A 26,609-nucleotide genomic window follows, 5' to 3' on the forward strand; every position below is an offset into this window, starting at 1 on the left:
CGGTACGTGCCGTACGTCCGAGTCCCAGAGCTACTTGACCTCGTACACCCAGATCAGCGCGTTCGACAGCTCACCGTTCGGATTCCACTTGTACTGACGCGCGAGGCCGGCACCGTCGTACGTCCGCACATACTCGAGCAGATCCGGGCGGGTCACCTTACCGCCGTCGATGCCCTTGGCCAGGATGGCGGTCAGGTCATACGCCTCGACCGAATAGACACCGGGCGCCTGACCGTTGAGCGCCTCGTAGTCCTTGGCGAACTTCTCCGGGGCGGGACCGCACGGGCACGACAGCTTCGCGCCCTTGGCCGCGCTGCCCGCCTGCGCGACGAACTGCGGGTCGTTGGTGCCGTCGGCGGACACGAAGACCGCCTTCACGCCACCGGACTTCAGCTGCTGGGCCAGCGGCGCGGCCTCGGAGTAGTAGCCGGAGTAGAAGATGGCGTCCGGATTCGCGCCCGCCACCTTGGTGACCGTCGCGGAGAAGTCCTTGTCGCCCTTCTTGATGCTGGCGGCACAGGCCGGATCGGCCGCGGCGCCCAAGCCCTCGGTGATCGACTTCGCCAGGCCGGTGCCGTAGTCGGTGTTGTCCTGGATGACGCAGACCTTCTTGTAGCCCGCGGTGTTGACCAGGTACTTCGCCACCGACGGGCCCTGCACGTCGTCGTTGGCCAGGCCGCGGAAGAAGGTGGTCCAGCCGTTCTGGGTCAGCGTCGCGTTGGTCGCCGACGAGGTGACCGAGACCAGGCCCGCATCGCTGAGGATCTTGCCGGTCGCCTTCGTCTCACCGGAGAACGCGGGGCCGACCAGTCCGATGATCGACCTGTCGTTGACGATCTGCGGGATCACCTGGGTGGCCTTCTGCGGGTCACCCTCGGTGTCGAACTGCTTCAGCTCGATTTTGCAGCCGGGGTTGGCCTTGTTGTGCTGATCGAGGGCCAGCTTGACGCCGTTGACGATATTGATGCCGAGTGCGGCGTCCGGGCCGGTCAGCGCGCCCGCCATGGCGATCGCGGTACCCGGCGCACAGGTCGCCTTACCGTCGCCCGCGGGATCGGCCGCCGTGGCGGCGTCGGCCTTCGGCACCTCCTTGCCCTGCTGGTCGACCTGCAAAACCGGCTGGATGGACAGGCCACCCGCGCCATTGGTGCCCGAGGAATCCGAACCGCTGCTGGTGGATTTGTCGGCACAACCGGTCAGCACCAGCGCGGCGGCAGCGCCGACGGCCAGAACACCTCGCGTCGATCGACTGCGCCATGTCGAACTAAGCACGATTCACCTCATCTAAGTTCTGTGCTCCCCCGGGCTCGCCGAGGAGGCCGACCACGTCAGCCCGGTCAGAACATAGCGTCGGTACGTTAGTTCCGCATCACATTCGGATCATGCGCGCGACATTGTGTCGAATTCTTGTTCACGACCGCGTTTCGACCGCGTAAATTTTCCCGCCGCGCGCGCACCGATGTCACTTCGGCGTCAGGTTCTCCAACACGACTTCCGCGACCGCCTTCATGGTCGTGCGCCGATCCATTGCGGTGCGCTGAATCCACTTGAACGCCTGTGGCTCCGAAAGGCCTTGAGTCTGCATCAGCACACCCTTGGCGCGCTCGACCAGCTTCCGCGTCTCCAGCCGATCGGCCAGATTCGCCACCTCGCTCTCCAGCGCGGTGATCTCATGGAAGCGGCTGGCCGCCAATTCGATGGCCGGCACCAGGTCCGATTTGGTGAACGGCTTCACCAGGTAGGCCATCGCACCCGCGTCGCGCGCCCGCTCCACCAGATCACGCTGGCTGAACGCGGTCAGGATAACCACGGGCGCAACACGTTTGGACGCGATCTCCGCCGCAGCGTCGATCCCGTCCCGGCGCGGCATCTTCACGTCCATGATGACCAGATCCGGCCGGTGCTCCACCGCGAGATCGACCGCCTGCTGTCCGTCGCCCGCCTCGCCGACCACCTGATAGCCCTCTTCGGTCAGCATCTCGACCAGATCCATGCGAATGAGCGCCTCGTCCTCGGCGACGACGACCCGCTTCGCCCCGGCGTCCCGCTTGGTGCCGGCGCCCCCAGCTGCTGTGCTCATAGGTAGACCCCTCTGGTTCCGATGCCCTTGACCCGACACGCCGAAAATAGGCCGCGATCGCACGGACGACCACCGCACACCATCAGGCTGCCGAGTGATGTAAAGAGTACCTTTCACTTCGGCATAGAACGCATATACCCTGCGCAAACCGCGCGGTCGGGGCGCCGAGACCAACCCATTCGCTTCCACGGCACCCCACCCGCTATAGTTTCCACCCGGTGCGCCGAGTTGGCGGAACTGGCAGACGCGACGGTCTCAAAAACCGTTGTCCGAAAGGACGTGTGGGTTCGAGTCCCACACTCGGCACGAGACGAGCTCCCAGGGCGACCTCTGTTCGCGGAGAGCGCTCACCTGAGGGAGCTCGTCGATATCTTCTGGGGGTGCAACCCCCAGGCCCCGCTCGGCGGGGCTTCGCCCCCCGAACCCCCCATGCGGGTGGTTGCGTCGGGCTGAAGCGTCTCGTGTCGTCGTTGGTGCGATCCGGGGTTGCGGCCGGCAGTTGTGAGCAACAACTAGAGCTGCCTTCGTCTGCGTCGAGCGCTCACCGGACGGGAGCTCGTTGCGTCCTCTGCGGGTGCAACCTCAGGGCCCCTTTGGCAGCAGCCTTCGGAGTCTTCCCCGGGCTCCGGTTTCGATCGGGATGCATCTTCGGCACGGTGGGGGCACCGCCTCCTGCGCGTGAGTCGTGCGGTGCGACTGTTCCGTGTGTTGCGGTCGGCGAATGTTACGGGCGGTCGCGAGTTGCGTTCATAAATTTCGCGCAGGGGATGTGGTTCCGTTGGTTTGTGCTACAGAGCAGGCGACGCGGTGTGGCGGCGTGGCGGCACAAGTTCCTGCGCGACTCGGGCGGCACCGGGTTCTGGCACGAGGCGTACTTCGCCGCGAGGCGGCATCGACGCCATGGACGACGACATGGACCCCGCGACCGGGCCCGCGCGGTTCGCGCCCGTGGCCCCCTTCCACAGACCGAGGTTCACCACCCGCGCACGCGTCGAGGACAGACCCGCCGAGCTGGAGCCCGTTGTACCCGAATCCCCTTACTACGAGGGCGAATCCGAGTACTCTGCGCAGACTTGTCATATCACGAAGCAATCACAATGCAGCGTTTCGCTGCGTCCGCCACGGGGTACCACAAGTGTGGGGAATCGAACCGCATCACCCGCGGAAGTGACGTACGTCGCAGGCCAGGGCGGAAAAGCGGCGGGCTTCGTGTACGGCGCACTACGAACAGATGAATATGTTGTTCCCACACCTGGGACTACCGGATCGGGGCGTTCTGGTAACCTCCGCGCGGATTATCGTGTTTGTATGCACGTCCTGTTCGTCTGCAACGGCAACGTTTGCCGGTCGGTAATCGCCGAGCGGCTCACCCGCGCCTTGGCGGCCGAACACGCTCTGCCCCACCTCACCACCGAAAGCGCGGGAACCCGTGCGCTGGTGGGATTTCCGGTCGAACCACTCGCCGCGCAGACCATCGCCGGGCTCGGCGCCGACCCGGCCAACTTCCGGGCCCGGCGCCTGAAGCCGGAGATGATCGACAAGGCCGACTTGGTCCTCGCGATGACCGAGCAGATCCGCGACCAAGCGATCGAAATGGCCTTCGGCGCCGGTCCGCGCACTTTCACGCTGCTGGAAGCCCACCGCATCGCCCACGTCACCGGCGCACGCACGGTCGCCGAACTGCATACCGCGCGCAACGATCTCGCACTGGTCGGGCGGGAGAACATCGCCGACCCGGTCGGGCTGTCGGCCCAGGCGTACTGCGAGGTCGGTGACCGCATCGCCGAGGCGCTGGTGCCCCTGCTGTTGGCGCTCGCGCCGCATGAGCAGCCCCGCACACAGGACGACGAGCGCACTGGACTGGTGATCCGCCCCGGCGCGTCACGCGCGCCGCTGGCGACCTTCCTCGCCGCCCAGCGCACGCGATAACACGTCACCTACCCGGCCGACCCGCCTGTCACGAGTCGGCTATGTCCATTCCGGGCCTGGACGGTTTACACTCCCGCGGACAACTCTCTCCGCCGTTGCTGCTTCGACACAGGACAGGAATCAGACATGCCGAAGCGAATTTCGGATGTTTCGCTCCATGTTTATGTGACACCGGAAGCTCTGGAACGCGTCGTCGAGACCGTGCGCGAGGTGGTGGACGACTATCTCACCGACCGCGACGTGTTCGCCTGGCGCTTCACCTTGCCGGTCGATACCGACGACCCGGCGCATGCGGCCCTGGCGAGCCACTGCGCGACGAACCGGCTCGACGGCGCACCGGAAAACCGCCGCACGTACGAAATCGCGCTCAGCCTCGTCGGGGCGCCGGACCAGCTGACCGACGACGACGTGGCCACGCTGGAACGGCAACTGCTGTGCGGGGTCTCCGGACTCGCGCGGACCGAGCCGGGACGGCAGATCCCGGCCTCGATCCGCGCCTCGCAACGCACCGACGTCGATCTCGACATCGATCGCGACCGCGAACTGCTGTAGAGCCGGGCCGAGCGAAGGCGCAGGTACGCCTAACCCCGCTGGCGCGAGGGGAAGTGGCGGATCAGCCCCTCCTGCACCGTGGTGGCCAGCAGGTCTCCGCTGCGGGAGTAGAACCGTCCGGTCGCCAGGCCGCGGGAGCCCGCTGCCACCGGCGACTCGGTGGCGTACAGTGCCCACTCGTCGAAACGGAACGGGCGGTGGAACCAGATCGAGTGGTTGACCGTGGCCGCCACGATCCGGTCCAGGCCCCACGACAGCCCGTGGGTGGTGATGATCGAGTCCAGCACCGTGGTGTCGGACGAATAGCCCAGCATCGCGACGTGGATCAGCGGGTCGTCGGGCAGCCTGCCGTCCGCGCGCATCCACACCCGGTTGTGGTTGAGCCGCTCCCCCGTGCCCTTGAGAATCCAGGCCGGGTCGTTGGTGTAGCGCATATCGATCGGATGCGGCGCGTTGACGAACATCTCCAGCTTGTCCTCCAAGCCTTCGAAGCTCTCCTCCACGCGAGGCAGCGTCTCCGGATCGGGCACCTCCGGCTGGGCGTGCGCGTGCTCGAGCCCCTTGCCCCAATCCTGGAACGCGGCGAGCATCACGAACAGCTCCTGGCCGTCCTGGGTGGCGGTGACCGTGCGGTTGGCGAACGCGCGGCCGTCGCGATGGCGGTCCACCCGGTACTCGATCGGCTTCTTCACGTCCCCGCCGCGCACGAAATGCGCGTTCACGGCGTGCACCGGACGGTCACCGACCGTCCGGCCCGCCGCGATGATGGCCTGCGAGACGAGCTGACCCCCGAAGGTCCGGCTCCACACCTTCTCCGGGTGCTGGCCGACGAAGACGTCCTCGTCCATCTGTTCCAGATCGAGCAGGCCGAGCAGCACCTCCAAGTCGGAGCGCCGTGCGGGCGGCTCCTCGACGATGACAGGGCTGCCTAGGGAAGCACTCACTAATGGTCCTCCTCGCCGATGCGATGCACGTGGATCAGATTGGTGGAGCCTACGGTGCCGGGCGGCGATCCCGCCACGATGACCACCAGATCACCCTTCTGGTATCGGTCCATCGACAGAAGTGCTACATCCACTTGGTGGATCATCGCATCGGTGGTGTTCACGGTCGGCACGATGAAGGTTTCCGTGCCCCAGGTCAGTGCCAGCTGGCTGCGCACCTCCGGCAGCGGCGTGAACGCCAGCAGCGGCAGCGGGGTGTGCAGCCTGGCCAGGCGGCGCACCGTGTCACCCGACTGGGTGAACGCCACCAGCGCCTTGGCGTTGAGCCGCTCGCCGATGTCCCGGGCGGCGTAGGAGATCACACCGCGCTTGGTACGGGGCACGTGCGTCAGCGGGGGGACACGGGTCGACTCGGTTTCCACCGCGTGCACGATGCGCGCCATCGTGCGCACCGTCTCGATCGGGTACTTGCCCACCGAGGTCTCACCCGACAGCATCACCGCGTCGGCGCCGTCGAGCACCGCGTTCGCCACGTCCGAGGCCTCGGCGCGGGTCGGGCGGGAATTGTCGATCATCGACTCCAGCATCTGGGTGGCGACGATGACCGGCTTGGCGTTCTCCCTGGCCATCTGGATGGCGCGCTTCTGCACGATCGGCACCTGCTCCAGCGGCAGCTCCACGCCGAGATCGCCGCGGGCGACCATCACCGCGTCGAAGGCGAGGACCACGGCCTCCAGGTTGTCGATCGCCTCCGGCTTCTCCAATTTGCCGATCACCGGCACCCGGCGGCCGACGCGATCCATCACGTCGTGCACCAGCTCCACATCGGACGGGGACCGCACGAACGACAGCGCGATGAAGTCGACGCCGAGCTTCAGCGCGAACTCCAGGTCCTCGATGTCCTTCTCCGACAGCGCGGGCACCGACACGTCCATGCCCGGCAGCGAGACGCCCTTGTTGTTGGAGACCGGGCCGCCCTCGGTGACACGGCAGACCACATCGTTGCCGTCGACGCGGGTGACGACCAGGCCCACCTTGCCGTCGTCGACCAGGAGGCGGTCGCCGGCCTTGGCGTCTTTGGCCAGTTCCTTGTAGGTGGTGGACACCCGGTCGTGGGTGCCGTCGATGTCGTCGACGGTGATGCGGACCTCTTCGCCCGTCGCCCAGACGGTCTTGCCCTCCAGGAAGCGGCCGAGGCGGATCTTGGGACCCTGGAGGTCGGCGAGAATGCCGACGGCTCGGCCGAGGTGGTCGGAGGCCTGACGCACCTTCTTGTAGTTCTCGGCATGGTCCGCGTGCTCGCCATGGCTGAAGTTCAGCCGCGCTACGTCCATACCGCTCTCGACGAGTTCGCGGATACGGTCCTCGGTGGCAGTGGCCGGGCCGAGCGTGCACACAATCTTCGTCCGTCGCATCACGGGTAGAGCCTAGTCCTGCTGGGTGTACAGGTCCCGCCGTGGCCACGGTGAAACCTTGGTGAAAAATATGAACGAGGGCTCGGTAGCCGGTACAAACCGATACTCAGCGCGCGACATGCCGAGCCAACCTCGTTTCCAGCCGGGTCTGCGCGAATCCGAGGATCAGGCAGATTACCCAGTAGTACAGCGCCGCCACCCCGTAGAGCGCGAAGAAATCGAAGGTCGGGGCCGCGGCCAGCTGGGCGACCCGCAGCAGCTCGGTCACCAGGATCGTCGAGGCCAGCGAGGTGTCCTTGACCAGCGAGATCAGCGTGTTGGACAGCGGCGGCACCGCGATCCGGGCCGCCTGCGGCAGGATGATCAGCCGCAGGATCATGGGGTACGACATGCCCAGCGCCTCGGCCGCCTCCCACTGGCCGTCGGCGACGCTGAGGATGGCGGCGCGCACCACTTCGGCCGCGTAGCCGCCCACGTTGAGGCTGAACGCGATCACGGCGGCGGGGAACGGGTCGATCACGACGCCGAATTGCGGCAGCGCGTAGAACACGATGAACAGCTGCACCAGCAGCGGAGTGCCGCGAATGATCGAGATGTAGAACCGGGCGGCCGCCGACAGCGGCCGCACCGGCGACATCCTGGCCAGCGCGACGAACAGGGCGAGCACCAAGCCGATGGCGAAGCTGATCGCGGTCAGCGGAATGGTTTTGGTGACGGTGGCCTGCAGCATCGGCCACAGGTTGTGCCAGATCAGCTCTCTGGTCGCGGCGTCCATGAAGTGGCGGCTACTGGCTGACGTCGGTGCCGAAATACTTCTCGGAGATCTTCGCCAGGGTGCCGTCGGCGCGCAGCTGGTTCAGCGCGTTGTCCACGTCGGTGATCAACGCGTCGTTCTTACGCGCGGCGAACGCCTGCTTGCTCTCCGATCCGGTCTTGCCCGCGATCTTCACGCTGCTGTCGCCGGTCTTCTTGGTGTATTCGGCGACGGCGAGATTGTCGTTGACGGTCGCGTCCACGCGGCCGTTCTTCAACAGCTGGATGGCTTGCACGAAGCCCTCCACCGCCTCGACCTTCGCGCCCGCGTCGGTGGCGACCTTGCTCCAGTTGCTGGTGGACGACTGCGCGCAGGTCTTGCCATTGAGGTCGGCGAGGCGGGTGATGGCGTTGTTGTCGGCGCGGGTGACGATGACGCCGGCCGACGTGGTGTAAGACGCCGACAGCGCGTACTTGGCTTTGCGCTCGTCGTTCACGGTCACCTGATTGGCGACCAGGTCGAAGCGCTTGGACTCCAGACCGGCGAAGATGGCGTCCCACGGCGTCTGCACGAACTCCACCTTCTTGCCGAGCTTGTCGCCGACCGCCTGGATCACCTCCACGTCGTACCCGGTGAGCTTGCCGTCGGAGCCCTGGAAGCTGAACGGCGCGTAGGTGCCTTCGGTGCCGACCTTCAGCACGTTCGGGTCACTGTCGCCGCACGCGCTCAGGCCCGTGGCGGCGACGATGGCGAGCATGGCGGCGGCGAATAGCTTGCGACGCACGAAATCCCTCTCTTCAGTGCGTGGAGCTCCACACACGACCGCGAATCCGGTCATGCTACGCCCGGACCTACTGGGGCGACAGTATTCCGATTATCGTGCGCGGAAGGATTGCGCTCAGTGATTTCGCCTGGCGTAGGCAGGGAGGCGGACAATCCGCGCCCGCCTCCCTGTCGTGCCGCGCTCAGTCGCGCAGCGGGCGTCCCTGGGGATCGGGGACCTTGCCGACGAGGATCATGATGCCGTCGATGAGACCCCAGATGCCGCCGAGGCCGCAGGTGAGGATCGTGACCACCAACTGGGCGATGCCCAGCCCGGTGTAGCCGAGATAGAAGCGCCCGACGCCGAAACTACCGAGGAAGATCTGCAGCAGGCCCGCGATCAGCTTCTGCTTCTCCGACAGCGGTACGCCGAAGGGGTCACGGCCCCACGGCGCCTCCGGGTCGTTCGGGTTGTAGCCCTGCGGCGCGCCCGGGTACGGCGCAGGCGGGTAACCGCCCGGCTGCTGGCCGTAGGGGTCGGCGGGCTGGCCGTACTGCGGCTGGCCGTAGGGGGCCGACTGCGGGTTGTACTGCGGCGGGCTCTGCGCCTCCAGCGGCTTGGTCAGATCCGGACCCGTACCGGGCGGGCCGTACTGCGGGCCCGTGGAACCCGGAATCTGCTGGTTAGGGTCGGTCACTCATGTCCTCCTCATTAGTGCGGGCACCCTCTACTCGGCCCCCGTCATTGCTGGACCGCCGATTTGCCGCTCGCGACGATCACGAGACATTGTCACCGGGATCGACCAAGTTGTCGCCCTCGATATTCTCGGCCCTGCGAGGAGTTATCGCCGTGTGTCGCCGATTCGTTGCCGTGCAGGAGAACCCGGCGCAGGCGGCAGCGCATCGGCGGGCGCGCCGAACCCACTGCGTCGCCTGCGCCGGATGGCACGAATCAGCTCTTGTCCGAACCCGCCTTCTCCGAACCGGTCTCGGCGGACTCGCCACCGGAGGTCTCCTCCGCGGTCGGTGCCGCGGCCGCATCGGTCCCGGTCTGATCGGATGCCGCGGCGGCCGAAGGCTTCTCGGCCGACGCCGTACCCGCGGCGCGCAGCGCGCGGAGCTGCCACGGCCACGGGCGAGGACTGGCACCGGGCTGCAACTGCTCGGGCGTCTCGCGGCCCTTGGTGGCGAACACGAAGTAGGCGATCGCGCCCAGGAACACCACGGCGGAGGTGAACGAGTTGATCCGGATGCCCGCGATCTCGGTGGCCTCGTCGGCACGCATCAGCTCGATGAAGAACCGCCCGAAGCAGTAGCCGGCGACGTACAGCGCGAACAGGCGTCCGTGCCCGATCCGGAAGCGCCGGTCCACGTACACCAGCAGCCCGACGACGAGCAGGTTCCAGATCATCTCGTACAGGAAGGTGGGATGCACGATCTTGTCGACCACGCCGGTGGAGACGCCGTTCATCATGTCCAGCTGACCCTCGTCGCCGACCCGGCGGAAGATCTGCAAACCCCACGGCAGGTCGGTCTCGCGGCCGTACAGCTCCTGGTTGAAGTAGTTGCCGAGCCTGCCGATGGCCTGGGCGAGCAGGATCGGCGGAGCGACCGCGTCACCCAACGCGGGCAACGGGATCCGGTACACCCGGCAGCCGATCCACGCGCCGATGCCGCCCAGCAGCACCGCGCCCCAGATGCCGAGTCCGCCTTGGTAGATCTTCAGCGCGTCGACCGGGTTGCCGTCCGCACCGAAGTACTTCTGCCAGTCGGTGGCCACGTGGTAGAGCCTGCCGCCGACCAGACCGAACGGCACCGCGAACATCGCGACATCCAGGATCGCGCCGGGCTGGCCGCCGCGGGCGCGCCAGCGCCGCTCACCCCACCAGATCGCGACGACGATGCCGAGAATGATGCACAAGGCGTACGCCCGTAACGGGAAGGGCCCGATCTGCCACACGCCCTGCGCGGGGCTGGGAATGTAGGCCAGCACGTCGCTGTTGGCCACGACACTGTCTGCCAGGACTCGTAAGGTCACGGTCGCCACCGTAGCGGAGTGCGATTCAGTCGCAAGCTCCACGGTCGGGCGTCGCCCGATCCGCCGGCATCCTGTTGCTCCCGAACCGCGGCATCAGATGGACCTCACGGCCCATGAGTCAACTCACGAACGCGATCGGTGAACGGACACCGTCCGAGAGTTCGGCGGTGAGTCGCCGCACCGCGTCCAGCCCGTCCGCGGCGGCGGTGACCAGCGCCGAGCCGACGATCACACCGTCGGCGTAGCCCGCGATTTCGGCGGCCTGCTCCCCCGAGCGCACGCCGAGACCGACGCCGATCGGGATGTCGGAGTGGGCCCGGATGCGCGCGCACAGCGCGGGCGCGGCCGAGGAGACCACGTCGCGAGCGCCGGTGACCCCCATGGTCGAGGCCGCGTACACGAAGCCGCGGCTGGCCTCGAGCGTCTTCACCAGGCGCTCCTCGGTGGACGACGGCGCGACCAGGAAGATGCGGTCCAGATTGTGCGTGGACGAGGCGACGAACCAATCGTCGGCCTCCTCCGGGATCAGGTTGGGGGTGATGATGCCCGACCCGCCCGCGGCGGCCAGATCGCGTGCGAAGCGATCGACGCCGTACTTGAGCACCGGATTCCAGTAGCTCATCACCACGGCCTTGCCGCCGGCGGCGGTGATGGCCTCGACGACGGAGAACACGTCACGCACGCGCACGCCGCCGCGCAGCGCCTGCTCGGCGGCGGCCTGAATGGTCGGGCCGTCCATCACGGGATCGGAGTAGGCGACGCCGACTTCGATGATGTCGCAGCCGGATTCGACCATCGCGCGCACGACGTCGATCGAACCGGCGAGGTCGGGGAAACCCGCGGGCAGATAGCCGATCAGCGCGGCGCGGCCTTCGGCGCGGCAGGCGGCGAAAGTGTTCGCCAGACGAGACTGCTGACTCACGACTGCGCCTCGCCTGCACTCGGCTTGCTCACTGGTCCTCCTCGGTCTCGGCGTCGAACAGCCCGAACCACCGCGCTGCCGTGTCCATGTCCTTGTCACCCCGGCCGGAGAGATTCACCAGGATGATCGCGCCGGGACCGAGTTCCTTGCCCAGTTGCACCGCGCCCGCGACCGCATGCGCCGACTCGATCGCCGGGATGATGCCCTCGCTGCGGCTGAGCAGCAACAGCGCGTCCATCGCCTCGGTGTCGGTGATCGGCCGGTACTCGGCGCGGCCGATGTCCTTCAGATAGGCGTGTTCGGGGCCGACGCCGGGGTAGTCCAGACCCGCCGAGATCGAGTGCGACTCGATGGTCTGGCCGTCCTCGTCCTGCAACAGGTAGGAGTACGCGCCCTGAAAAGCGCCCGGCGTCCCGCCGGTGAAAGTGGCCGCGTGCCGCCCGGTGTCGACGCCGTCACCGGCCGCCTCGTAGCCGATCAACCGGACGTCGGCGTCGTCGAGGAACGCGTGGAAGATGCCGATGGCGTTGGAGCCGCCGCCGACACAGGCGACGACCGCGTCGGGCAACCGGCCGGTCGAGGCCTGCACCTGGGCGCGGGCCTCCATGCCGACGATGCGCTGGAAATCGCGCACCAGCATCGGGAACGGGTGCGGGCCCGCGGCGGTGCCGAAGCAGTAGTAGGTGTCGTCGGCGTTGGTCACCCAGTCGCGCAACGCCTCGTTGATGGCGTCCTTGAGGGTTTGCGAACCGGAGGTCACCGAGATCACCTCGGCGCCGAGCAGGCGCATGCGCGCGACGTTCAGCGATTGGCGCGCGGTGTCGACCGCGCCCATGTAGATGATGCAGTCCAGGCCGAGCAGCGCGCAGGCGGTCGCCGTGGCCACGCCGTGCTGGCCCGCGCCGGTCTCGGCGATCACCCTGGTCTTGCCCATCCGCTTGGCCAGCAGGGCCTGGCCGAGCACATTGTTGATCTTGTGCGAGCCGGTGTGGTTCAGGTCTTCGCGCTTGAGCAGAATGCGCGCACCGCCCGCGTGCTCGGCCAGCCGCGTGCACTCGAACACCGGCGACGGGCGGCCGGTGTAATCGCGTTGCAGCCGGTCGAGTTCGTTGAGGAACGACTCGTCGAGCCGGGACTTCTCGTATTCGGCGGTGACCTCCTCGATCACCGCCATCAGCGCCTCGGGGACGTGCCTGCCGCCGTAGACGCCGAAGTGCCCGCCCGCGTCCGGCTCGTGGCCGCTGCGCTGGGCGACGCCGTCACTGGCCTGCGGTAATGCCGCCACGCTCGTCACCGGCCCCGCCGCGCCGGCTTCGGGCAGGACGGGTGCGTGCCCGCGGTCACCAGCTCCGACACCGCGGCGCGCGGGTCGCCGCTGGTCACCAGGCCCTCGCCGACGAGAACGGCGTCCGCGCCCGCGCCCGCGTAGGCCAGCAGGTCGGCGGTGCCGCGAATGCCGGACTCGGCGATCCGGATGACCTCGGTGGGCAGTCCGGGCGCGATCCGGGCGAACACGTCGCGATCGACCTCGAGCGTCTTGAGGTTGCGAGCGTTCACGCCGATCACGGACGCACCCGCCTCCAGCGCGCGGTCGGCCTCCTCCTCGGTGTGCACCTCGACCAGCGCCGTCATCCCCAGCGATTCGGTGCGGTCGATCAGCGAGGACAGCACGTCCTGCTCCAGCGCCGCGACGATGAGCAGGATGACGTCCGCGCCGTGCGCGCGGGCCTCGTGGATCTGATACGGGCCGACGACGAAGTCCTTGCGCAGGATCGGGATGTTCACCGTGGCGCGGACCGCGTCCAAGTCGTCCAGCGACCCGTTGAAGCGGCGGCCCTCGGTGAGCACGCTGATGATCCGGGCGCCGCCGTCCTCGTAGGCCTTGGCGAGGCTGGCCGGGTCGGGGATGTCCGCGAGCTCCCCCTTGGACGGGCTGGCCCGCTTGACCTCGGCGATCACGCCGATGCCGTCCTCGAGCAGCGCGGCACGGGCGTCCAGCGGCGCGGGCGCGGCGGCGGCGGCGGCCTTGACCGCCTGGAAGTCGAGAAGGGCTTCCCGAGCGGCCACATCCGCGCGGACCCCGTCGAGAATCGAGTCGAGTACCGTCATCTGGCTCGAATCCTTTCTGGGGAGACGGACTTGCTACCTGAGAATCCCCCCAGGCGCTGTCTCACCGATGCTGACAAAGAATAAATGGACCTACCGGGCGCGTTCGCGCCGGGGCTCGAGTTGGACCACGCGGAAGGGCTCGGCGCAAGGTGGTACCCGCCACACCCGGCACGCGGGGACGGTTCAGCGCGCACGTCGGCCCGCCTCGCCCGGGTCCGGATCGTCCGGAGGTTCCTCGGTCGGGTCGGTACCGGCGTCCAGTGCGTCCCACAGCACACGTTCCGATAATTGCGGCGGGGATCCGTGCTCCGGAGACTGCGCGCGCCGCTGCGTGACCTCCGCCGTCGCGGCGGCGCGCCGGAAGACCGGATTGTCGTATTTGCCGGACAGGCGCGACGTTTCCGCGGGCATCCGGGCCAACAGGACGCCCGCGCCGAAGGCGGCGATCGCGCCGAGCAGGGCGAGCACGGCCGGCAACGCCGATGTGGTCGCCTCCTGCACCTGCGCGCGGGCCGGGAGTTCGGCGAGCTTCGCGGCCCGTTCGGCGAGCGCGCCGGACTTGGTCAGCAGCGCGAACGCAGGCACCGCGGCCACCGCGGCGACCAAGGCGATCAGCACGCCGACCACCCGGCGCAACCATCCCCTGGTGGCCAGCACGGCCGCGATCGAGGCGAGCAGCACCAGCGCCAGCGGTGTCAGAGCGCCGAACCACACCCCGCCGCCCAGATGATCCGTGCGTGGCTGGGTGAGCCCGTCGGAGGAGGTGAGGGTCACCCACGTCATCCGGGACGAGGCCCAGAGCGCGGCGGCGGCGATGGCCAGCAACACGACAGCACCGACCGGATACCTGCGGCGGGAATCGGCGGCGCCACGAGTCGATTCCGTGGACGCGACGGAATCGTCCGGCGCGGGAGCGGACTGCGGCTCTGCCGTGGCGCTCGCGTCCGGGGCCGGTTCCCGGGCCCGGCCCGGTACCTTCTCGGGGTCGTCGGCCGCTGTCATCGCGGTTCGCCGTTCCCCGCACTCGGTTCCGTACCGTAGGCCCGGACCGTTCCGGCTGCCGCGATGGCCTTCAGCACCGCCATCGCCTTGTTGCGTGATTCCACGTCCTCGTACTCCGGGTCGGAGTCCGCGACCACGCCGGCGCCCGCCTGCACGTAGGCCGTGCCGTCCTTGAGCAGCGCGGTGCGGATGGCGATCGCGGTGTCGGCGTCACCCGCGAAGTCCAGGTACCCGACGACGCCGCCGTAGATGCCGCGGCGGGTCGGCTCGAGTTCTTCGATCAGCTCCATGGCCCGCACCTTCGGCGCGCCGGACAGGGTGCCCGCCGGGAAGCAGGCCCGCACCGCGTCCAGCGCGATCCGCCCGGGCGCCAGCCGCCCCGACACCGTCGACACCAGGTGCATCACGTGGCTGTAGCGCTCGATGTGCCGGTACTCGGTGACCCGCACCGTGCCCGGCTCACACACCCGGCCCAGGTCGTTGCGGCCGAGATCGACGAGCATCAGATGCTCGGCGTTCTCCTTCTCGTCGGCGAGCAGGCCCTTCTCCAGCAGCAGGTCCTCCTCCTCGGTGACGCCGCGCCAGCGGGTGCCCGCGATCGGATGAGTGGTCGCCACACCGTCTTTCACGGTCACCAGCGATTCCGGGCTGGAGCCGACGATGGAGAACGCGGTGCCGCCGTCGCCGTCCGGGATGTGCAGCAGGTACATGTACGGGCTCGGGTTCGACGCGCGCAGCATGCGGTACAGGTCCAGCGGCGAACCGTCGTAGTCCATTTCGAAACGCTGCGACAGCACGACCTGGAACGCCTCGCCCGCCTCGATCTCCTTGACCAGCCGGCGCACTCCCGCGCCGAACTCCTCGCTGGTGCGCTTGCGCCGGTATCGCGGCTCGGGCTGGTCGAACACCGACACGGTGGAATCGGCGGGGGCGCCGAGCGCGGCGGTCATCCGGTCCAGCCTGGCCACCGCGTCGTCATACGCTTCGTCCACCCGCTCGGCGGTGCCGTTCCAGTTGACCGCGTTGGCGATCAGCGTGATCGCGCCCTCGTGATGGTCGAACGCGGCCAGGTCGGTGGCCAGGAGCAGCACCATCTCCGGCAGGGCCAGGTCGTCCAGCGCCAGGTTCGGCAGCCGCTCTATCCTGCGCACCGCGTCGTAGCCGAGGTACCCGACCATGCCGCCGGTCAGCGGAGGCAGTCCGGGCAGTCGCTCGGTGCGCAGCAGCTCCAGGGTCTCGCGCAGCGCGACCAGGGGGTCGCCGCCGGAGGGCGCGTCGGCCGGGATGTGACCGAGCCAGGCCGCCTCGCCGTCGATGACGGTGAGCGCGGAGGGGCTGCCCGCGCCGATGAACGACCAGCGCGACCACGAACGTCCGTTCTCCGCGGACTCGAACAGGAAGGTGCCTGCCCGGTCGCCCGCCAGTTTGCGGTAGGCCGACAGCGGAGTTTCGGAGTCCGCCAGCACTTTTCGGGTCACCGGGACCACCCGGTGCTCCGCGGCCAGCAGATGGAACTGTTCGCGGGTCGTGGTGGTGGGAGTGGACGTGCCTGGCATGGGACACATCATCCCAGGCCGGGCCGACAAGCCGGTGAGCGGTGCCGGTGACACGGCCGCGGAGGCGACAAACCGGACAAATCAGATCGGTCGTCCGGCGCGGGCGGTGTGGCGGCTCTCACTACGCCCGCGAACCAAGCGCCCGGTAAGTTCTCGGGCATGCAGCCAGGACAGCTCGCCCCGCACTTCGAGCTTCCCGATCAGTCCGGCACACCCCGCTCCCTCGACGCGTTGCTGGCGGACGGCCCACTGGTCCTCTTCTTCTATCCCGCGGCCAACACCCCGGTGTGCACGGCCGAAGCCTGCCATTTCCGTGATCTGGCCGCCGAGTTCGCCGCCGTCGGCGCCACCTGCGTCGGCATCAGCACCGACGGCGTGGACACCCAGGCCGGGTTCGCCGAGAAGCAACACCTCGGCTATCCGCTGTTGTCCGACTCCGGCGGCGCGGTGGCCGCGCGGTTCGGCGTGAAGCGCGGACTGCTGGGCAAACTGGCGCCAGTGAAGCGGCAGACCTTCGTCATCGACACCGACCGCACCATCGGCAAGATCATCACCGGCGAGCTGCGCGCCAACGTGCACGCCGACGAGGCCCTGGCGTACCTGCGCGCCAGGTAGCTCACGCCGCACCGTCTGCGCGGCCGGGTTCGCGCTGATGGGCGGCATAACGGGCGCAGCGGGACGAAGTCCGTCTGTAGCCCGCGCGCCGGGCCGAGCGAAGGCTGAGGCAGCCGCAGAAAAGGCGCAGCCGAACGAAGTCCGTCTGTAGCCCGCGCGCCGGGCCGAGCGAAGGCTGAGGCAGCCGCAGAAAAGGCGCAGCCGGACGAAGTCCGTCTGTAGCCCGCGCGCCGGGCCGAGCGAAGGCGAGGCAGCCGCATAGGCTTTTCGCATGACTTCGACCGAGGTTCAGCCCGGCGGACGCAAACCCACGGCCACCGTCTGGCGCACACGGATCATCCTCGGCGCCGCGATCCTCGCCCTGCTCGCCCTCACCTATCTGGTCTTGTCCGCGTTCATCCCGCGCTGGTGGGCCCAGCGGGTCGGGTCGATGGTCGGCGGCAGCTTCGCCGAGGGTATCGGCTGGGGCTTGTTCTTCGGCGGATTCTGCACCGTCGTACCGCTTTTCCTGCTGCTGTTCGCCGTGCTGTTCTGGCGCAGGAAGGCGGGCCGGTTCCTGGCGGGGGCGGCCGCGGTCGTCGCGATTCTCTTCACGATCCCCAATCTGATGACCCTCACCATCGTGCTGGGGAACAGCAGCGCCGCCCATGCGGGCGAGCGGATCCTGGACGTGGACGCGCCCGCGTTCCGTGGCGCCGCGCTCGCCGGAGCGATCGTTGCCACGTTGCTGTTCTTGCTCGCGGCCGGCTTGTTGCTGCTGCGCAAGTGGCGGCGCACCCACCCGCGCGCCGCGACGGCCGCAGGCGCAGAGAGTGTGTGAGTGAACTCACGTCATTCGCGATCTTTATGACGGTCGAGCGAAGTCGTGGCAAACTCATGGGCGCGGGTGACTGTGCACATGCTTTTCCACAATCCCTAGGTCCACGAACACAACCACGTCACTTGGCTTGAAAGAAGGCACACAGTGACGAAGTGGCTCGATCCCGTCGAACAACGAGCTTGGCGCGCCATCGTTGCGCTGATGACACGTCTACCAGCGGCACTGGATACCCAGCTGCAGCGTGAGTCCGGCGTGACGCATTTCGAGTACTGGGTGTTGACGCTGCTGTCGGAAGAACCGGGCCACCGGCTTCAGATGAGTGAGCTTGCCCACAAGGCAAACGCATCGCTATCGCGCCTGTCGCACGTGGTGTCCAAGCTGGAGCGCATGGGTTGGGCCGAGCGTTCGGCGACCGCCGGGCGGCGCGGCGTCCACGCCGTGCTCACCGACGAGGGATACCTGAAGGTTGTCGAGGCCGCGCCCGGCTATGTGGACGCCGTGCGCCACCTGGTTTTCGACGGCTTGGACGACGGGCAGAAGGCCCAGCTCGCCGAACTGGGCGAGCTGCTGGCCGCGCGGCTCGCCGACCGGCTCGACCAGTCCGGCGGCCTCAGCTCGGCGGGCAAGGACGACGACCGCCCGTCGAGTGGGTAACCGCGCTCAGGATTGCGCGGCGAGCAGCACATCCGAGTCGAAACAGGTGTGCGTGCCGGTGTGGCAGGCCGCGCCTTCCTGATCGACGACCAACAGGATCGTGTCGCCGTCGCAGTCCAGCCGCACTTCGTGCACGTACTGGGTGTGGCCGGAGGTCTCCCCTTTGACCCAGTACTGCTGCCGCGAGCGCGAATAGTACGTCGCTTTGCGGGTTTCCAGCGTCCGTGCCAGCGCTTCGTCGTCCATCCACGCGACCATCAGCACGTCACCGGTGGCGCGTTCCTGCGCGACGGCCGACACCAGCCCGGCATCGTTGCGCTTGAGGCGGGCGGCGATGGCGGGATCCAGACTCATAGCACCGTTATAACAGTGCCGGTCACCGGTCGACGCGCCCGCCATGCCTCCGGTTCAGCGCGCACGCCGACGGCTGGAACTCGCCCAGCACCCGCCAGGTACGCGTCCGGCGCGGCGTTTTCCGCCAACCGCTACCGGACGACGATCTTCTCCGCCCGCATCGCATCCTTGACCTGGCCGATGGTCAGCTCGCCGAAGTGGAACACGCTGGCCGCGAGCACCGCGTCGGCGCCGGCGTGCACGGCCGGTGCGAAGTGCTCGACCGCGCCCGCGCCTCCGCTGGCGATCACCGGCACCGTGACCGCGGCCCGCACGGCGCGGATCATCGGCAGGTCGAAACCGACCTTGGTGCCGTCGGCGTCCATCGAGTTCAGCAGGATCTCACCGACTCCGAGTTCGGCGCCGCGCACCGCCCATTCGACGGCGTCGATGCCGGTTCCGCGTTTGCCGCCGTGCGTGGTCACCTCCCAGCCGGAAGCGGTGTCCGGCTGGCCGTCCGGTACGGTCCGCGCGTCCACCGAGAGCACGATGCATTGCGAACCGAACCGTTCGGACATCTCGCGCAGCACCTCGGGCCGCGCGATCGCGGCGGTGTTCACCGACACCTTGTCGGCGCCCGCACGCAGCAGCCGGTCCACGTCCTCCACGGTGCGCACCCCGCCGCCGACGGTGAGCGGGATGAAGATCTGCTCGGCGGTGCGGGTCACCACGTCGATCATGGTGCCGCGGTCGCCGGTCGAGGCGGTCACGTCGAGGAAGGTCAGTTCGTCGGCGCCCTGCGCGTCGTACAGGGCGGCCAGCTCCACGGGATCGCCCGCGTCGCGGAGATTCTCGAACTTGACGCCCTTGACCACCCGGCCCGCGTCGACGTCCAGACACGGAATCACACGTACGGCCAACGTCATTGCCTCACCCTTTCTCCGCGGCCGTCGGGTCGGCGACCGTGCAGATCATCTCGAGCAGTTCTTCGTGTACGCCCGGTGCGGCCGCCAGCACGGAGCCGGAGGTGATGGTCCACGGCCGGCCCGCCAGGTCGGTGACCACGCCGCCGGCCGCGCGCACCAGCGCGACGCCCGCCGCGTTGTCCCAGGGATGGTGTCCGAAGACGATCGCGCCGCCGAGTACGCCGGAGGCGGTGAACGCCAGATCGATGCCGGTGGAGCCGTGCATGCGCACCCGCGAGGACAGCCTGCTCAGCGGACCGAGCAGATCGAAGCGGAACTGTCCGGGGATGCGGCCGTGCGAGTCGACGTTGAACGCGCCGAATCCGATCATCGACTCGGCCAGTGCGCCCCGTGGCAGCGGGGGCAGCGGGCGGCCGTCCAGCAGCACCGGGCCACCGGCCATGGCCGCGTATCGACGCCCGATCAGCGGCAGCCAGGTCAGGCCGAGCACCGGCTCGCCGTCACGCATCAGGGCCAGGAGCATGCCCGAGAGCGGATGCCCGGACGAGTAGTTGAACGTGCCGTCGATGGGGTCGAGTACCCACGCGGTGCCGGAGGTGAGCTGCGGGCCGCCGAACTCCTCCCCGTGCACGTCGATGCCGGTGCGCCGCTGCAGCTCGGCGGAGATGGTGCGCTCCAGCTCCAGGTCGAGCGCGGTGGCGAAGTCGTTGCGGCCCTTGACGACCGCGCTCGGCGCACCGACACCCTCGACGAACCGCGAGCACACCGAGTCCAGGACCTCGCTCGCCTCCGCGAGCAGTGCCGACAGCGCCTGGGTCATCTCACCGCGGCCAGCGCCTCGGGCAGGGTGAACCGGCCCGCGTAGAGCGCCTTGCCGACGATCGCACCCTCGACGCCATCCGGCACCAGCTCGGCGATCGCGACCAGGTCGTCGATGGTGGAGACGCCGCCGGAGGCGATGACCGGCGCGTCGGTGGCCGCGCACACCTCGCGCAGCAGAGCCAGGTTGGGGCCGGTGAGCGTGCCGTCCTTGGTCACGTCGGTCACCACGTAGCGCGAGCAGCCGTCGCGTTCCAGGCGTTCGAGCACCTCCCACAGGTCGCCGCCGTCGCTGACCCAGCCGCGGCCGCGCAGCCGGTGCTCACCGTCGACGATGCGCACGTCCAGGCCGACGGCGATGCGCTCGCCGTGCCGGGCGATGGCCTCGGCGCACCAGGTGGGGTCCTCCAGCGCCGCGGTGCCGAGGTTCACCCGGGCGCAGCCGGTGGCCAGCGCCGCCTCCAGGCTCTCGTCGTCGCGGATGCCGCCGGACAGTTCCACCTTGACGTCGAGCTCGCCGACGACGCCCGCGAGCAACTCCCGGTTCGAGCCGCGCCCGAAGGCCGCGTCCAGGTCGACCAGATGCACCCATTCCGCGCCGGCCTCCTGCCAGGCCAGCGCCGCCTCACGCGGCGAACCGTAGCTGGTTTCGCTGCCTGCCTCTCCTTGCACGAGGCGAACGGCCTCTCCGTTGGCGACATCGACGGCGGGTAGCAGCACAAGACTCACGAGAGCAGCCTAGTGGTTACCCGGCCGCGTCCGAGTCACGGGCCTGGGCGAATGGGACCTCGATCACCGGCCGCGGTCGGCGCTGTGCGTCTCCAGTATCCGGGTCAGCAGTGTGATCAGGGTGCGGCGGTCCGCGGCGGAGAATCCGGCCAGCAACTCGTCCTGGGCGCCGGCCAGCCGCTCGTCGAGATCGTCCAGGTGCCGGGCGCCCGCGGTGGTGAGGGTAATGATGTTGCGGCGCCGGTCGGCGGGGTCGGGACTGCGCTGGACCAGACCGCGCCCGGCGAGGTCGTTCACGGCGGCGACGACGTCGCTGCGGTCGATGCGGGTGCGCCTGCCCAGCTCGGCCTGGCTGGCCGCGCCGAACTCCTCGAGCGTGGCCAGCAGCGCGTAGTGGTAGCGGCGGGAGCCGGTGGTCTCCAGCGCGCGCTCGGTCGCCCGGTTCGCCACCAACGCGACTTGATTGACCAGCCGGGTGGGCAGGACCTTCAGTCTCTCCGCCGCACGCTCGTGCGCGATCTCCATGCGGTCACTCTAACAACACTTGTTGGTGACACCCACAACTGATAACGTTGACAGCGCCAACGTTGGAGCAACCAACGTTATAGTGGAAAGGCCCATCCGATGCGCAAGATCCGCCTCGCCCTCCCGCTGGCCGCGCTCACCGCCGCCTGCACCACCGCCACCACGACCGACACCCGGGAAGTCCGTGACATGCTGGACCGCCAGCAGATCACCGCGCTGGTCGACCGGCTCGGCCGCGCGTTGGACGAGGGCCGCTTCGACGACCTGCGGGCGATCTACACGCCCGACGCGACCGCGAAGACGCCGGGCGGCACGGCCGAGGGCCGCGACGCGCTGATCGCACAGGCCAGCCGCAACCACACCGACGACAAGCACATTCAGCACGTCATCAGCAACGTGCTGGTCGACCTGCGCGGCGACGCCGCCGACGTCCGGGCCAACCTCATCGCCACCTTCGCGCCCGCCGCGACGAATGGGACGATTCCGCAACCGCAATACACGCTCGGCGAGATCTACCGCTTCGACGCGGTGCGCACCGCGGAGGGCTGGCGGCTGTCGCGGGTGCAGACCATCCCGATCTGGTCGAACGGCACCCGTCCGTGAGCGGTTGGCGGCCGGTATCCGTGCGCGGTAGCAGGCGAGGGCGATCCCGCTCGCGAGATCGCCACGGATCGGCCCGGCTGGCCGGTATCGTCTGCGCTCGGCGATCAACCCTGGTCGCCGCTTTCCCCTCGCACCGAGGAAGTGCATGTCACGATCGACACTCGCTGCCGCACTGATGTTTTCGGCAGCCACCTGCTCCGCGGCGATGGTCGCCGCACCCGTCGCCGCCGCGGCCCCGCCCGAGGAGGCGCGCCTGGCCGGGTGCGAATTCGGTACCGCGGCAGCGACATACGACTACGCGCGGTTCGACGACCACGTCCGCACGATGCTCGACCTGAGCACCGGAGAATTCCGGGCCGAGTTCGAGAACTTCCGCGGCAATATCCAGGCGAGCGCGCAGGCCTCACACCTGCGTGCCCAGGCCGATTCGGCGGACTGCCGCGTCGTCTCCGGCGACGACAACCGCGCTGTGGTGGACGTGGACGTCACACGAACGGTGACCAGCGACGAAACCGACGGCCTCCCGCAGACCGGCCGCATGGCGATGACCGTGACGGTGGACAACGTCGACGGACGCTGGCTGGTCAGCAAGGTCGTGTCGCGCTGAGTCGAGCGACGATCCCGCGCCGGGGTGCGCGGGATCGTCGCTACAGCGAGTCCACCCAGTTGCGCAGCAGATGGGCGCCCGCGTCGCCGGACTTCTCCGGGTGGAACTGGGTCGCCGAGAGCGCGCCGTTCTCCACCGCCGCCAGGAAGGGCACCCCGTGCTCGGCCCAGGTGAGCTTGGGCGCGGCGAAGTGGTCGCTGGGCGGCAGATCCCACGCCTGGGCGGCGTAGGAGTGCACGAAGTAGAAGCGAGTGGCCGCGTCGAGGCCGGCGAACAGGACGGTGTCGGCGGGAGCGGAGACGGTGTTCCAGCCCATGTGCGGCAGCACCGGCGCGGAGAGGCGTTCGACGGTGCCGGGCCACTCGGCGCATCCGTCCGTTTGCACGCCGAACTCGACCCCTCGCTCGAAGAGGATCTGCATGCCGACGCAGATCCCCAGCACGGGGCGTCCACCGGCCAGCCGCTGACCGATCAGCCGCTCCCCCCGCACCTGCCGCAGACCCGCCATGCACGCGGCGAAGGCGCCGACGCCTGGCACGACCAGACCGTCGGCGGCCAGCACCACCTGCGGGTCGGCCGTCACGTCGACTCGGGCGCCCGCCCTGGTCAGCGCCCGCTCGGCGGAGTGCAGGTTGCCGGAGCCGTAGTCGAGCAGGGCGACGGATTTCCTCACAGCGTTCCCTTCGTGGACGGGACCCCGCTCACCCGCGGGTCGAGTTCCACCGCGGCGCGCAAAGCCCGCGCGACCGCCTTGAATTCGGCCTCGGTGACGTGGTGCTGGTCGCGGCCGTAGAGCACTCGCACGTGCAGGGCGATGCGCGCGTTCAGGGCGATCGACTCGAAGACGTGGCGGTTGAGCACGGTGGAATACGGCGCACCGGGGCCGGAGCCCGGAATCACCGCGTGCAGCAGGTGCTCCGGTTCGCCGGTGTGCACGCAGTACGGGCGGCCGGACACGTCGACCGCGGCGTGCGCCAGCGTCTCGTCCATCGGGATGTAGGCGTCGCCGAAGCGGCGGATCCCCGCCTTGTCGCCCAGCGCCTTACCGAGCGCCTGGCCGAACACGATCGCGGTGTCCTCCACGGTGTGGTGCGCCTCGATCTCGATGTCGCCTTCGGCGCGGACGGTCAGGTCGAAGCTCGCATGCGCGCCGAGGGCGGTCAGCATGTGGTCGTAGAACGGGACGCCGGTGGCGATCTCGGTCTTGCCGGTGCCGTCCAGATCGAGTTCGACGACGATGCTGGATTCCTTGGTGATCCGCTCCACCCGGGCGGTCCTACTCATGCTCACGTCCAATCGGGTTGTCGCCGGGGTTTCCCGGCGCTGGGTCATCGCGCTGCGAGGTCGGTGCCCGCCAGCGCCGCACTGACCTTCAGCAGCTCGTCGTTCTCGGCGGCGAGGCCGATGGTGGTGCGCAGATAGCCGGGGATGCCGACGTCGCGGATCAGCACACCGTGGTCCAGGTAGCGCTGCCAGGTGCGCGGGGCGTCGGCGAAGCGGCCGAACAGCAGGAAATTGGCGTCACTGGGGATCACGTCGAAACCCATCTCCCGCAACGCCACCGCGACCCGATCGCGCTGCGCGGCCAGCTCGGCGACGCTACCGAGGGTCTCGTCGGCGTGCCGCAGGGCCGCGCGCGCGGCGGCCTGGGTGACCACCGACAGGTGATAGGGCAGCCGCACCAGCAGCATCGCGTCGATCACCGCGGGCGCGGCCACCAGGTAACCCAGGCGCCCGCCGGCGAACGCGAACGCCTTGCTCATCGTCCTGGTGACCACCAGCTTGGCCGGGAACCGGTCGATCAGCCCGATGGCGCTCGGCTGCGCGGAGAACTCACCGTAGGCCTCGTCGACCACCACGATCCCGGGCGCGGCGTCCAGGATGCGCGCCAGATCCTGCTGCGGAATGCTGTGCCCGGTGGGGTTGTTCGGGCTGGTCACGAAGACCACGTCGGGTGTGCGCTCGGCGATGGCGGCCAGCGCGTGATCGGCGTCGAGGGAGAAGTCGGCGTTGCGCTTCGCCTCGATCCACTCGGTGTCGATGCCCTCGGAGATGATCGGGTGCATCGAGTACGACGGCACGAAACCCAGCGCGCTGCGGCCGGGGCCGCCGAACGCCTGCAACAGCTGCTGGAGGATCTCGTTGGAACCGTTGGCCGCCCAGACGTTGCCGGTGTGCACCGCGACGCCCGTCTGCGTGGTCAGGTACCGCGCCAGGTCGGTGCGCAGCGCGACGGCGTCGCGGTCCGGGTAGCGGTGCAGGTCCGCGGCGGCCGCGCGGATCGATTCGGCGACGTCGTCGATCAGCGCCCGGCTCGGCGGATGCGGGTTCTCGTTCGTGTTCAGCTGCACGGGGACGGTCAATTGCGGTGCGCCGTAAGGCTTTTTGCCACGCAGGTTCGGCCGCAGCGGCAGGTCGTCCAGGGTCACGCTCGCGCCGGGCGCGCGCACAACGCCCGTCACGACAGCGCCTCGAAGCGCGCCTGCACCGCTTGGCCGTGCGCGGGCAGGTCCTCGGCGTTCGCCAGCGCCACCACGTGACCGGCGACATCCTTCAGCGCCGCCTCGGTGTACTCCACGACGTGGATGCCGCGCAGGAAGGTCTGCACGCTCAAGCCCGACGAGTGCCGCGCGCAGCCCGCCGTGGGCAGCACGTGGTTGGAACCCGCGCAGTAGTCGCCCAGGCTGACCGGTGCGTACGCACCGACGAACACCGCGCCCGCGCTGCGCACCCTGGCCGCGACCGCGGGCGCGTCGGTGGTCTGGATCTCCAAGTGCTCGGCGGCATAGGCGTTCACCACGCGCAGACCCTGCTCGATGTCGTCGACCAGGACCGTGCCGGACTGCTTGCCGCGCAACGCCTCGCCGACCCGGTGGGCGTGCTTGACCACGGTCAGCTGCGCGTTCAGCGCCGCGTCCACCGCGTCGGCCAGCTGCTCGCTGTCGGTGACCAGCACGCTGGCGGCCAGCACGTCATGCTCGGCCTGACTGATCAGGTCGGCGGCCACGTGCACCGGATCGGCGGTCGCGTCGGCGAGGATCGCGATCTCGGTGGGGCCCGCCTCGGCGTCGATGCCGACCAGGCCGCGGCACAGCCGCTTGGCCGCGGTGACGTAGATGTTGCCGGGGCCGGTGATCAGGTCGACCGGCTCCAGCTGTGTGCCGTCGGTGTCGACGCCGCCGTAGGACAGCAGCGCGACGCCCTGAGCGCCGCCGACCGCCCACACCTCGTCCACCTCGAGCAGCCGCGCGGCCGCCAGGATAGTGGGGTGCGGCAGCCCACCGAACTGCGCCTGCGGTGGCGAGGCCACCACCAGCGAGCCGACACCCGCGGTCTGCGCGGGCACCACGTTCATCACGACGCTGGACGGGTAGACGGCGTTCCCGCCCGGCACGTACAGGCCGACCCGCTCCACCGGCACCCAGCGCTCGGTGACCGTGCCGCCGGGAACCACCTCGGTGGTCTTGTCGGTGCGCCGCTGATCGGCGTGCACCTTGCGCGCCCTGGCGATGGACTCCTCCAGTGCCGCGCGCACCGCCGGGTCCAGCCGGTCCAGCGCGGCGTCCAGCTCGGCGGCGGGCACCCGCACCGTGGCCGGGATCACGCCGTCGAACCGCTCGCTGAACTCCAGCGCCGCCGACACACCCTCGTCGCGGATCGCCTCGACCACCGGACGCACCTGATGCAGCACCGAGTCCACGTCGACTCCCCCGCGGGGCAGCGCGGCGCGCAGCTCGGCAACGGAGGGAGTACGACCGCGCAGATCGACGCGGGCGAGCTCGATGCGGGTTGTCATGTGGTGTCGGTTCCTTGTCTCCAGCTGATTCCGCAACAGGAAAGTTGCAGCTCCAGCCTAATCGACGCGGCCGGACCCGATCCGGGCCACATGGACCGCCGGGGCTCTCGCCATGCCAC

The 26,609-nt window shown here is 69.1% G+C and carries 29 protein-coding genes and 1 tRNA gene; 8 read left to right on the forward strand and 22 right to left on the reverse strand.

The window, feature by feature from the left end; translation table 11 throughout:
• Positions 1-30: 30 nt before the first annotated feature.
• Both ACWPXK_RS27275 and ACWPXK_RS27280 read right to left on the reverse strand, forming a co-directional pair.
• A complete protein-coding gene (locus ACWPXK_RS27275) occupies positions 31-1,272 on the reverse strand; it encodes a branched-chain amino acid ABC transporter substrate-binding protein (protein WP_454199022.1) in 1,242 nt (413 codons plus the stop codon).
• Positions 1,273-1,462: 190 nt separating this feature from the next.
• Positions 1,463-2,080 (reverse strand): ANTAR domain-containing response regulator, encoded by a 618-nt coding sequence (locus ACWPXK_RS27280; protein WP_040777220.1) that lies wholly within the window; start codon positions 2,078-2,080, stop codon positions 1,463-1,465.
• A gap of 222 nt (positions 2,081-2,302) precedes the next feature.
• Between ACWPXK_RS27280 and ACWPXK_RS27285 the strand changes: the two genes are divergently transcribed.
• From ACWPXK_RS27285 to ACWPXK_RS27295, 3 genes are all read left to right on the forward strand, one after another.
• Positions 2,303-2,386 (forward strand) — tRNA-Leu (locus ACWPXK_RS27285).
• A gap of 1,002 nt (positions 2,387-3,388) precedes the next feature.
• A complete protein-coding gene (locus ACWPXK_RS27290; RefSeq protein ID WP_454199023.1) occupies positions 3,389-4,009 on the forward strand; it encodes an arsenate reductase/protein-tyrosine-phosphatase family protein in 621 nt (206 codons plus the stop codon).
• A 126-nt stretch (positions 4,010-4,135) separates the two neighbouring features.
• Complete coding sequence (locus tag ACWPXK_RS27295) at positions 4,136-4,561, forward strand: hypothetical protein (protein WP_454199024.1); 426 nt, start codon at positions 4,136-4,138, stop codon at positions 4,559-4,561.
• 29 nt (positions 4,562-4,590) lie between these two features.
• Here ACWPXK_RS27295 and ACWPXK_RS27300 read toward each other — a convergent pair whose 3' ends face one another.
• The 11 genes from ACWPXK_RS27300 to ACWPXK_RS27350 form a co-directional block, all read right to left on the reverse strand.
• Positions 4,591-5,409 carry an acyl-CoA thioesterase gene (locus tag ACWPXK_RS27300; RefSeq protein WP_245547961.1) on the reverse strand — a complete coding sequence of 273 codons (819 nt, stop codon included), beginning with the start codon at positions 5,407-5,409 and terminating at the stop codon, positions 4,591-4,593.
• 95 nt (positions 5,410-5,504) lie between these two features.
• The gene (pyk, locus tag ACWPXK_RS27305) at positions 5,505-6,923 is read right to left on the reverse strand and encodes a pyruvate kinase (protein WP_454199025.1); all 1,419 of its coding nucleotides are present in this window, start codon (positions 6,921-6,923) and stop codon (positions 5,505-5,507) included.
• A gap of 103 nt (positions 6,924-7,026) precedes the next feature.
• On the reverse strand, positions 7,027-7,695 hold the full coding sequence (locus ACWPXK_RS27310) for an amino acid ABC transporter permease (protein ID WP_454199026.1): 669 nt from the start codon (positions 7,693-7,695) through the stop codon (positions 7,027-7,029).
• 10 nt (positions 7,696-7,705) lie between these two features.
• A complete protein-coding gene (locus tag ACWPXK_RS27315; RefSeq protein ID WP_454199027.1) occupies positions 7,706-8,458 on the reverse strand; it encodes an amino acid ABC transporter substrate-binding protein in 753 nt (250 codons plus the stop codon).
• Between the two features lie 181 nt (positions 8,459-8,639).
• Complete coding sequence (locus ACWPXK_RS27320) at positions 8,640-9,134, reverse strand: TM2 domain-containing protein (protein WP_454199028.1); 495 nt, start codon at positions 9,132-9,134, stop codon at positions 8,640-8,642.
• A 254-nt stretch (positions 9,135-9,388) separates the two neighbouring features.
• Positions 9,389-10,474: a prolipoprotein diacylglyceryl transferase gene (gene lgt / locus ACWPXK_RS27325; protein WP_454199029.1), complete on the reverse strand. Its 1,086-nt coding sequence runs from the start codon at positions 10,472-10,474 to the stop codon at positions 9,389-9,391.
• 118 nt (positions 10,475-10,592) lie between these two features.
• A complete protein-coding gene (trpA, locus tag ACWPXK_RS27330; protein WP_454199030.1) occupies positions 10,593-11,396 on the reverse strand; it encodes a tryptophan synthase subunit alpha in 804 nt (267 codons plus the stop codon).
• A gap of 28 nt (positions 11,397-11,424) precedes the next feature.
• Positions 11,425-12,690, reverse strand: coding sequence for a tryptophan synthase subunit beta (trpB, locus tag ACWPXK_RS27335; protein WP_454199031.1), 1,266 nt, complete (start codon positions 12,688-12,690; stop codon positions 11,425-11,427).
• Positions 12,687-13,505 (reverse strand): indole-3-glycerol phosphate synthase TrpC, encoded by an 819-nt coding sequence (gene trpC / locus ACWPXK_RS27340; RefSeq protein ID WP_040777193.1) that lies wholly within the window; start codon positions 13,503-13,505, stop codon positions 12,687-12,689. The genes trpB and trpC overlap by 4 nt, the downstream gene beginning before the upstream one ends.
• Positions 13,506-13,688: 183 nt before the next feature.
• Positions 13,689-14,507, reverse strand: a complete 819-nt coding sequence (locus ACWPXK_RS27345; protein WP_454199032.1) for a TIGR02234 family membrane protein — start codon at positions 14,505-14,507, stop codon at positions 13,689-13,691.
• Entirely contained in the window at positions 14,504-16,063 is a 1,560-nt protein-coding gene (locus ACWPXK_RS27350; RefSeq protein WP_454199033.1) for an anthranilate synthase component I, read from the reverse strand. The genes ACWPXK_RS27345 and ACWPXK_RS27350 overlap by 4 nt, the downstream gene beginning before the upstream one ends.
• A gap of 159 nt (positions 16,064-16,222) precedes the next feature.
• Between ACWPXK_RS27350 and ACWPXK_RS27355 the strand changes: the two genes are divergently transcribed.
• The 3 genes from ACWPXK_RS27355 (at position 16,223) to ACWPXK_RS27365 (ending at position 18,152) form a co-directional block, all read left to right on the forward strand.
• Positions 16,223-16,678 (forward strand): peroxiredoxin, encoded by a 456-nt coding sequence (locus tag ACWPXK_RS27355; protein ID WP_454199034.1) that lies wholly within the window; start codon positions 16,223-16,225, stop codon positions 16,676-16,678.
• 271 nt (positions 16,679-16,949) lie between these two features.
• A complete protein-coding gene (locus tag ACWPXK_RS27360) occupies positions 16,950-17,498 on the forward strand; it encodes a permease (protein WP_454199035.1) in 549 nt (182 codons plus the stop codon).
• A gap of 201 nt (positions 17,499-17,699) precedes the next feature.
• Positions 17,700-18,152 (forward strand): MarR family winged helix-turn-helix transcriptional regulator, encoded by a 453-nt coding sequence (locus ACWPXK_RS27365; RefSeq protein WP_454199036.1) that lies wholly within the window; start codon positions 17,700-17,702, stop codon positions 18,150-18,152.
• 6 nt (positions 18,153-18,158) lie between these two features.
• Here the strand turns inward: ACWPXK_RS27365 and hisI are convergent, their stop codons facing one another.
• From hisI to ACWPXK_RS27390, 5 genes are all read right to left on the reverse strand, one after another.
• Complete coding sequence (gene hisI, locus ACWPXK_RS27370) at positions 18,159-18,506, reverse strand: phosphoribosyl-AMP cyclohydrolase (protein WP_454199037.1); 348 nt, start codon at positions 18,504-18,506, stop codon at positions 18,159-18,161.
• A 131-nt stretch (positions 18,507-18,637) separates the two neighbouring features.
• A complete protein-coding gene (gene hisF, locus ACWPXK_RS27375) occupies positions 18,638-19,411 on the reverse strand; it encodes an imidazole glycerol phosphate synthase subunit HisF (protein WP_454199038.1) in 774 nt (257 codons plus the stop codon).
• A 4-nt stretch (positions 19,412-19,415) separates the two neighbouring features.
• Complete coding sequence (locus ACWPXK_RS27380; protein ID WP_454199039.1) at positions 19,416-20,231, reverse strand: inositol monophosphatase family protein; 816 nt, start codon at positions 20,229-20,231, stop codon at positions 19,416-19,418.
• Positions 20,228-20,959: a bifunctional 1-(5-phosphoribosyl)-5-((5-phosphoribosylamino)methylideneamino)imidazole-4-carboxamide isomerase/phosphoribosylanthranilate isomerase PriA gene (priA, locus tag ACWPXK_RS27385; RefSeq protein WP_454199040.1), complete on the reverse strand. Its 732-nt coding sequence runs from the start codon at positions 20,957-20,959 to the stop codon at positions 20,228-20,230. The genes ACWPXK_RS27380 and priA overlap by 4 nt, the downstream gene beginning before the upstream one ends.
• Before the next feature lie 63 nt (positions 20,960-21,022).
• Positions 21,023-21,484 (reverse strand): MarR family winged helix-turn-helix transcriptional regulator, encoded by a 462-nt coding sequence (locus ACWPXK_RS27390; protein ID WP_454199041.1) that lies wholly within the window; start codon positions 21,482-21,484, stop codon positions 21,023-21,025.
• 99 nt (positions 21,485-21,583) lie between these two features.
• Between ACWPXK_RS27390 and ACWPXK_RS27395 the strand changes: the two genes are divergently transcribed.
• Both ACWPXK_RS27395 and ACWPXK_RS27400 read left to right on the forward strand, forming a co-directional pair.
• Positions 21,584-22,087: a nuclear transport factor 2 family protein gene (locus ACWPXK_RS27395; RefSeq protein WP_454199042.1), complete on the forward strand. Its 504-nt coding sequence runs from the start codon at positions 21,584-21,586 to the stop codon at positions 22,085-22,087.
• A 145-nt stretch (positions 22,088-22,232) separates the two neighbouring features.
• A complete protein-coding gene (locus ACWPXK_RS27400) occupies positions 22,233-22,694 on the forward strand; it encodes a hypothetical protein (RefSeq protein WP_454199043.1) in 462 nt (153 codons plus the stop codon).
• Between the two features lie 40 nt (positions 22,695-22,734).
• Here ACWPXK_RS27400 and hisH read toward each other — a convergent pair whose 3' ends face one another.
• The 4 genes from hisH to hisD are packed head-to-tail and all read right to left on the reverse strand — an operon-like array spanning position 22,735 to position 26,490.
• Complete coding sequence (gene hisH / locus ACWPXK_RS27405) at positions 22,735-23,367, reverse strand: imidazole glycerol phosphate synthase subunit HisH (protein WP_454199044.1); 633 nt, start codon at positions 23,365-23,367, stop codon at positions 22,735-22,737.
• The gene (gene hisB / locus ACWPXK_RS27410; RefSeq protein WP_040777163.1) at positions 23,364-23,978 is read right to left on the reverse strand and encodes an imidazoleglycerol-phosphate dehydratase HisB; all 615 of its coding nucleotides are present in this window, start codon (positions 23,976-23,978) and stop codon (positions 23,364-23,366) included. The genes hisH and hisB overlap by 4 nt, the downstream gene beginning before the upstream one ends.
• Positions 23,979-24,022: 44 nt before the next feature.
• Positions 24,023-25,156, reverse strand: a complete 1,134-nt coding sequence (locus ACWPXK_RS27415; protein ID WP_454199045.1) for a histidinol-phosphate transaminase — start codon at positions 25,154-25,156, stop codon at positions 24,023-24,025.
• On the reverse strand, positions 25,153-26,490 hold the full coding sequence (hisD, locus tag ACWPXK_RS27420) for a histidinol dehydrogenase (RefSeq protein ID WP_454199046.1): 1,338 nt from the start codon (positions 26,488-26,490) through the stop codon (positions 25,153-25,155). Before hisD ends, ACWPXK_RS27415 begins: the two co-directional genes overlap by 4 nt.
• Positions 26,491-26,609: the final 119 nt, after the last annotated feature.

The sequence above is a fragment of the Nocardia sp. Marseille-Q1738 genome (assembly GCF_965283145.1).

Coding starts and splice junctions, on each gene's coding strand:
- hisI (WP_454199037.1), bottom strand. CDS start 18,506: ATGAGTCTGGATCCCGCCATCGCCGCCCGCCTCAAGCGCAACGATGCC.
- ACWPXK_RS27350 (WP_454199033.1), bottom strand. CDS start 16,063: ATGCCAGGCACGTCCACTCCCACCACCACGACCCGCGAACAGTTCCAT.
- hisB (WP_040777163.1), bottom strand. CDS start 23,978: ATGAGTAGGACCGCCCGGGTGGAGCGGATCACCAAGGAATCCAGCATC.
- ACWPXK_RS27310 (WP_454199026.1), bottom strand. CDS start 7,695: ATGGACGCCGCGACCAGAGAGCTGATCTGGCACAACCTGTGGCCGATG.
- ACWPXK_RS27400 (WP_454199043.1), top strand. CDS start 22,233: ATGTCACGATCGACACTCGCTGCCGCACTGATGTTTTCGGCAGCCACC.
- ACWPXK_RS27380 (WP_454199039.1), bottom strand. CDS start 20,231: ATGACCCAGGCGCTGTCGGCACTGCTCGCGGAGGCGAGCGAGGTCCTG.
- ACWPXK_RS27300 (WP_245547961.1), bottom strand. CDS start 5,409: ATGGACGAGGACGTCTTCGTCGGCCAGCACCCGGAGAAGGTGTGGAGC.
- ACWPXK_RS27355 (WP_454199034.1), top strand. CDS start 16,223: ATGCAGCCAGGACAGCTCGCCCCGCACTTCGAGCTTCCCGATCAGTCC.
- ACWPXK_RS27360 (WP_454199035.1), top strand. CDS start 16,950: ATGACTTCGACCGAGGTTCAGCCCGGCGGACGCAAACCCACGGCCACC.
- ACWPXK_RS27390 (WP_454199041.1), bottom strand. CDS start 21,484: ATGGAGATCGCGCACGAGCGTGCGGCGGAGAGACTGAAGGTCCTGCCC.
- ACWPXK_RS27290 (WP_454199023.1), top strand. CDS start 3,389: ATGCACGTCCTGTTCGTCTGCAACGGCAACGTTTGCCGGTCGGTAATC.
- ACWPXK_RS27295 (WP_454199024.1), top strand. CDS start 4,136: ATGCCGAAGCGAATTTCGGATGTTTCGCTCCATGTTTATGTGACACCG.
- ACWPXK_RS27280 (WP_040777220.1), bottom strand. CDS start 2,080: ATGAGCACAGCAGCTGGGGGCGCCGGCACCAAGCGGGACGCCGGGGCG.
- ACWPXK_RS27395 (WP_454199042.1), top strand. CDS start 21,584: ATGCGCAAGATCCGCCTCGCCCTCCCGCTGGCCGCGCTCACCGCCGCC.
- ACWPXK_RS27345 (WP_454199032.1), bottom strand. CDS start 14,507: ATGACAGCGGCCGACGACCCCGAGAAGGTACCGGGCCGGGCCCGGGAA.
- trpC (WP_040777193.1), bottom strand. CDS start 13,505: ATGACGGTACTCGACTCGATTCTCGACGGGGTCCGCGCGGATGTGGCC.
- ACWPXK_RS27365 (WP_454199036.1), top strand. CDS start 17,700: ATGACACGTCTACCAGCGGCACTGGATACCCAGCTGCAGCGTGAGTCC.
- hisD (WP_454199046.1), bottom strand. CDS start 26,490: ATGACAACCCGCATCGAGCTCGCCCGCGTCGATCTGCGCGGTCGTACT.
- hisF (WP_454199038.1), bottom strand. CDS start 19,411: ATGACGTTGGCCGTACGTGTGATTCCGTGTCTGGACGTCGACGCGGGC.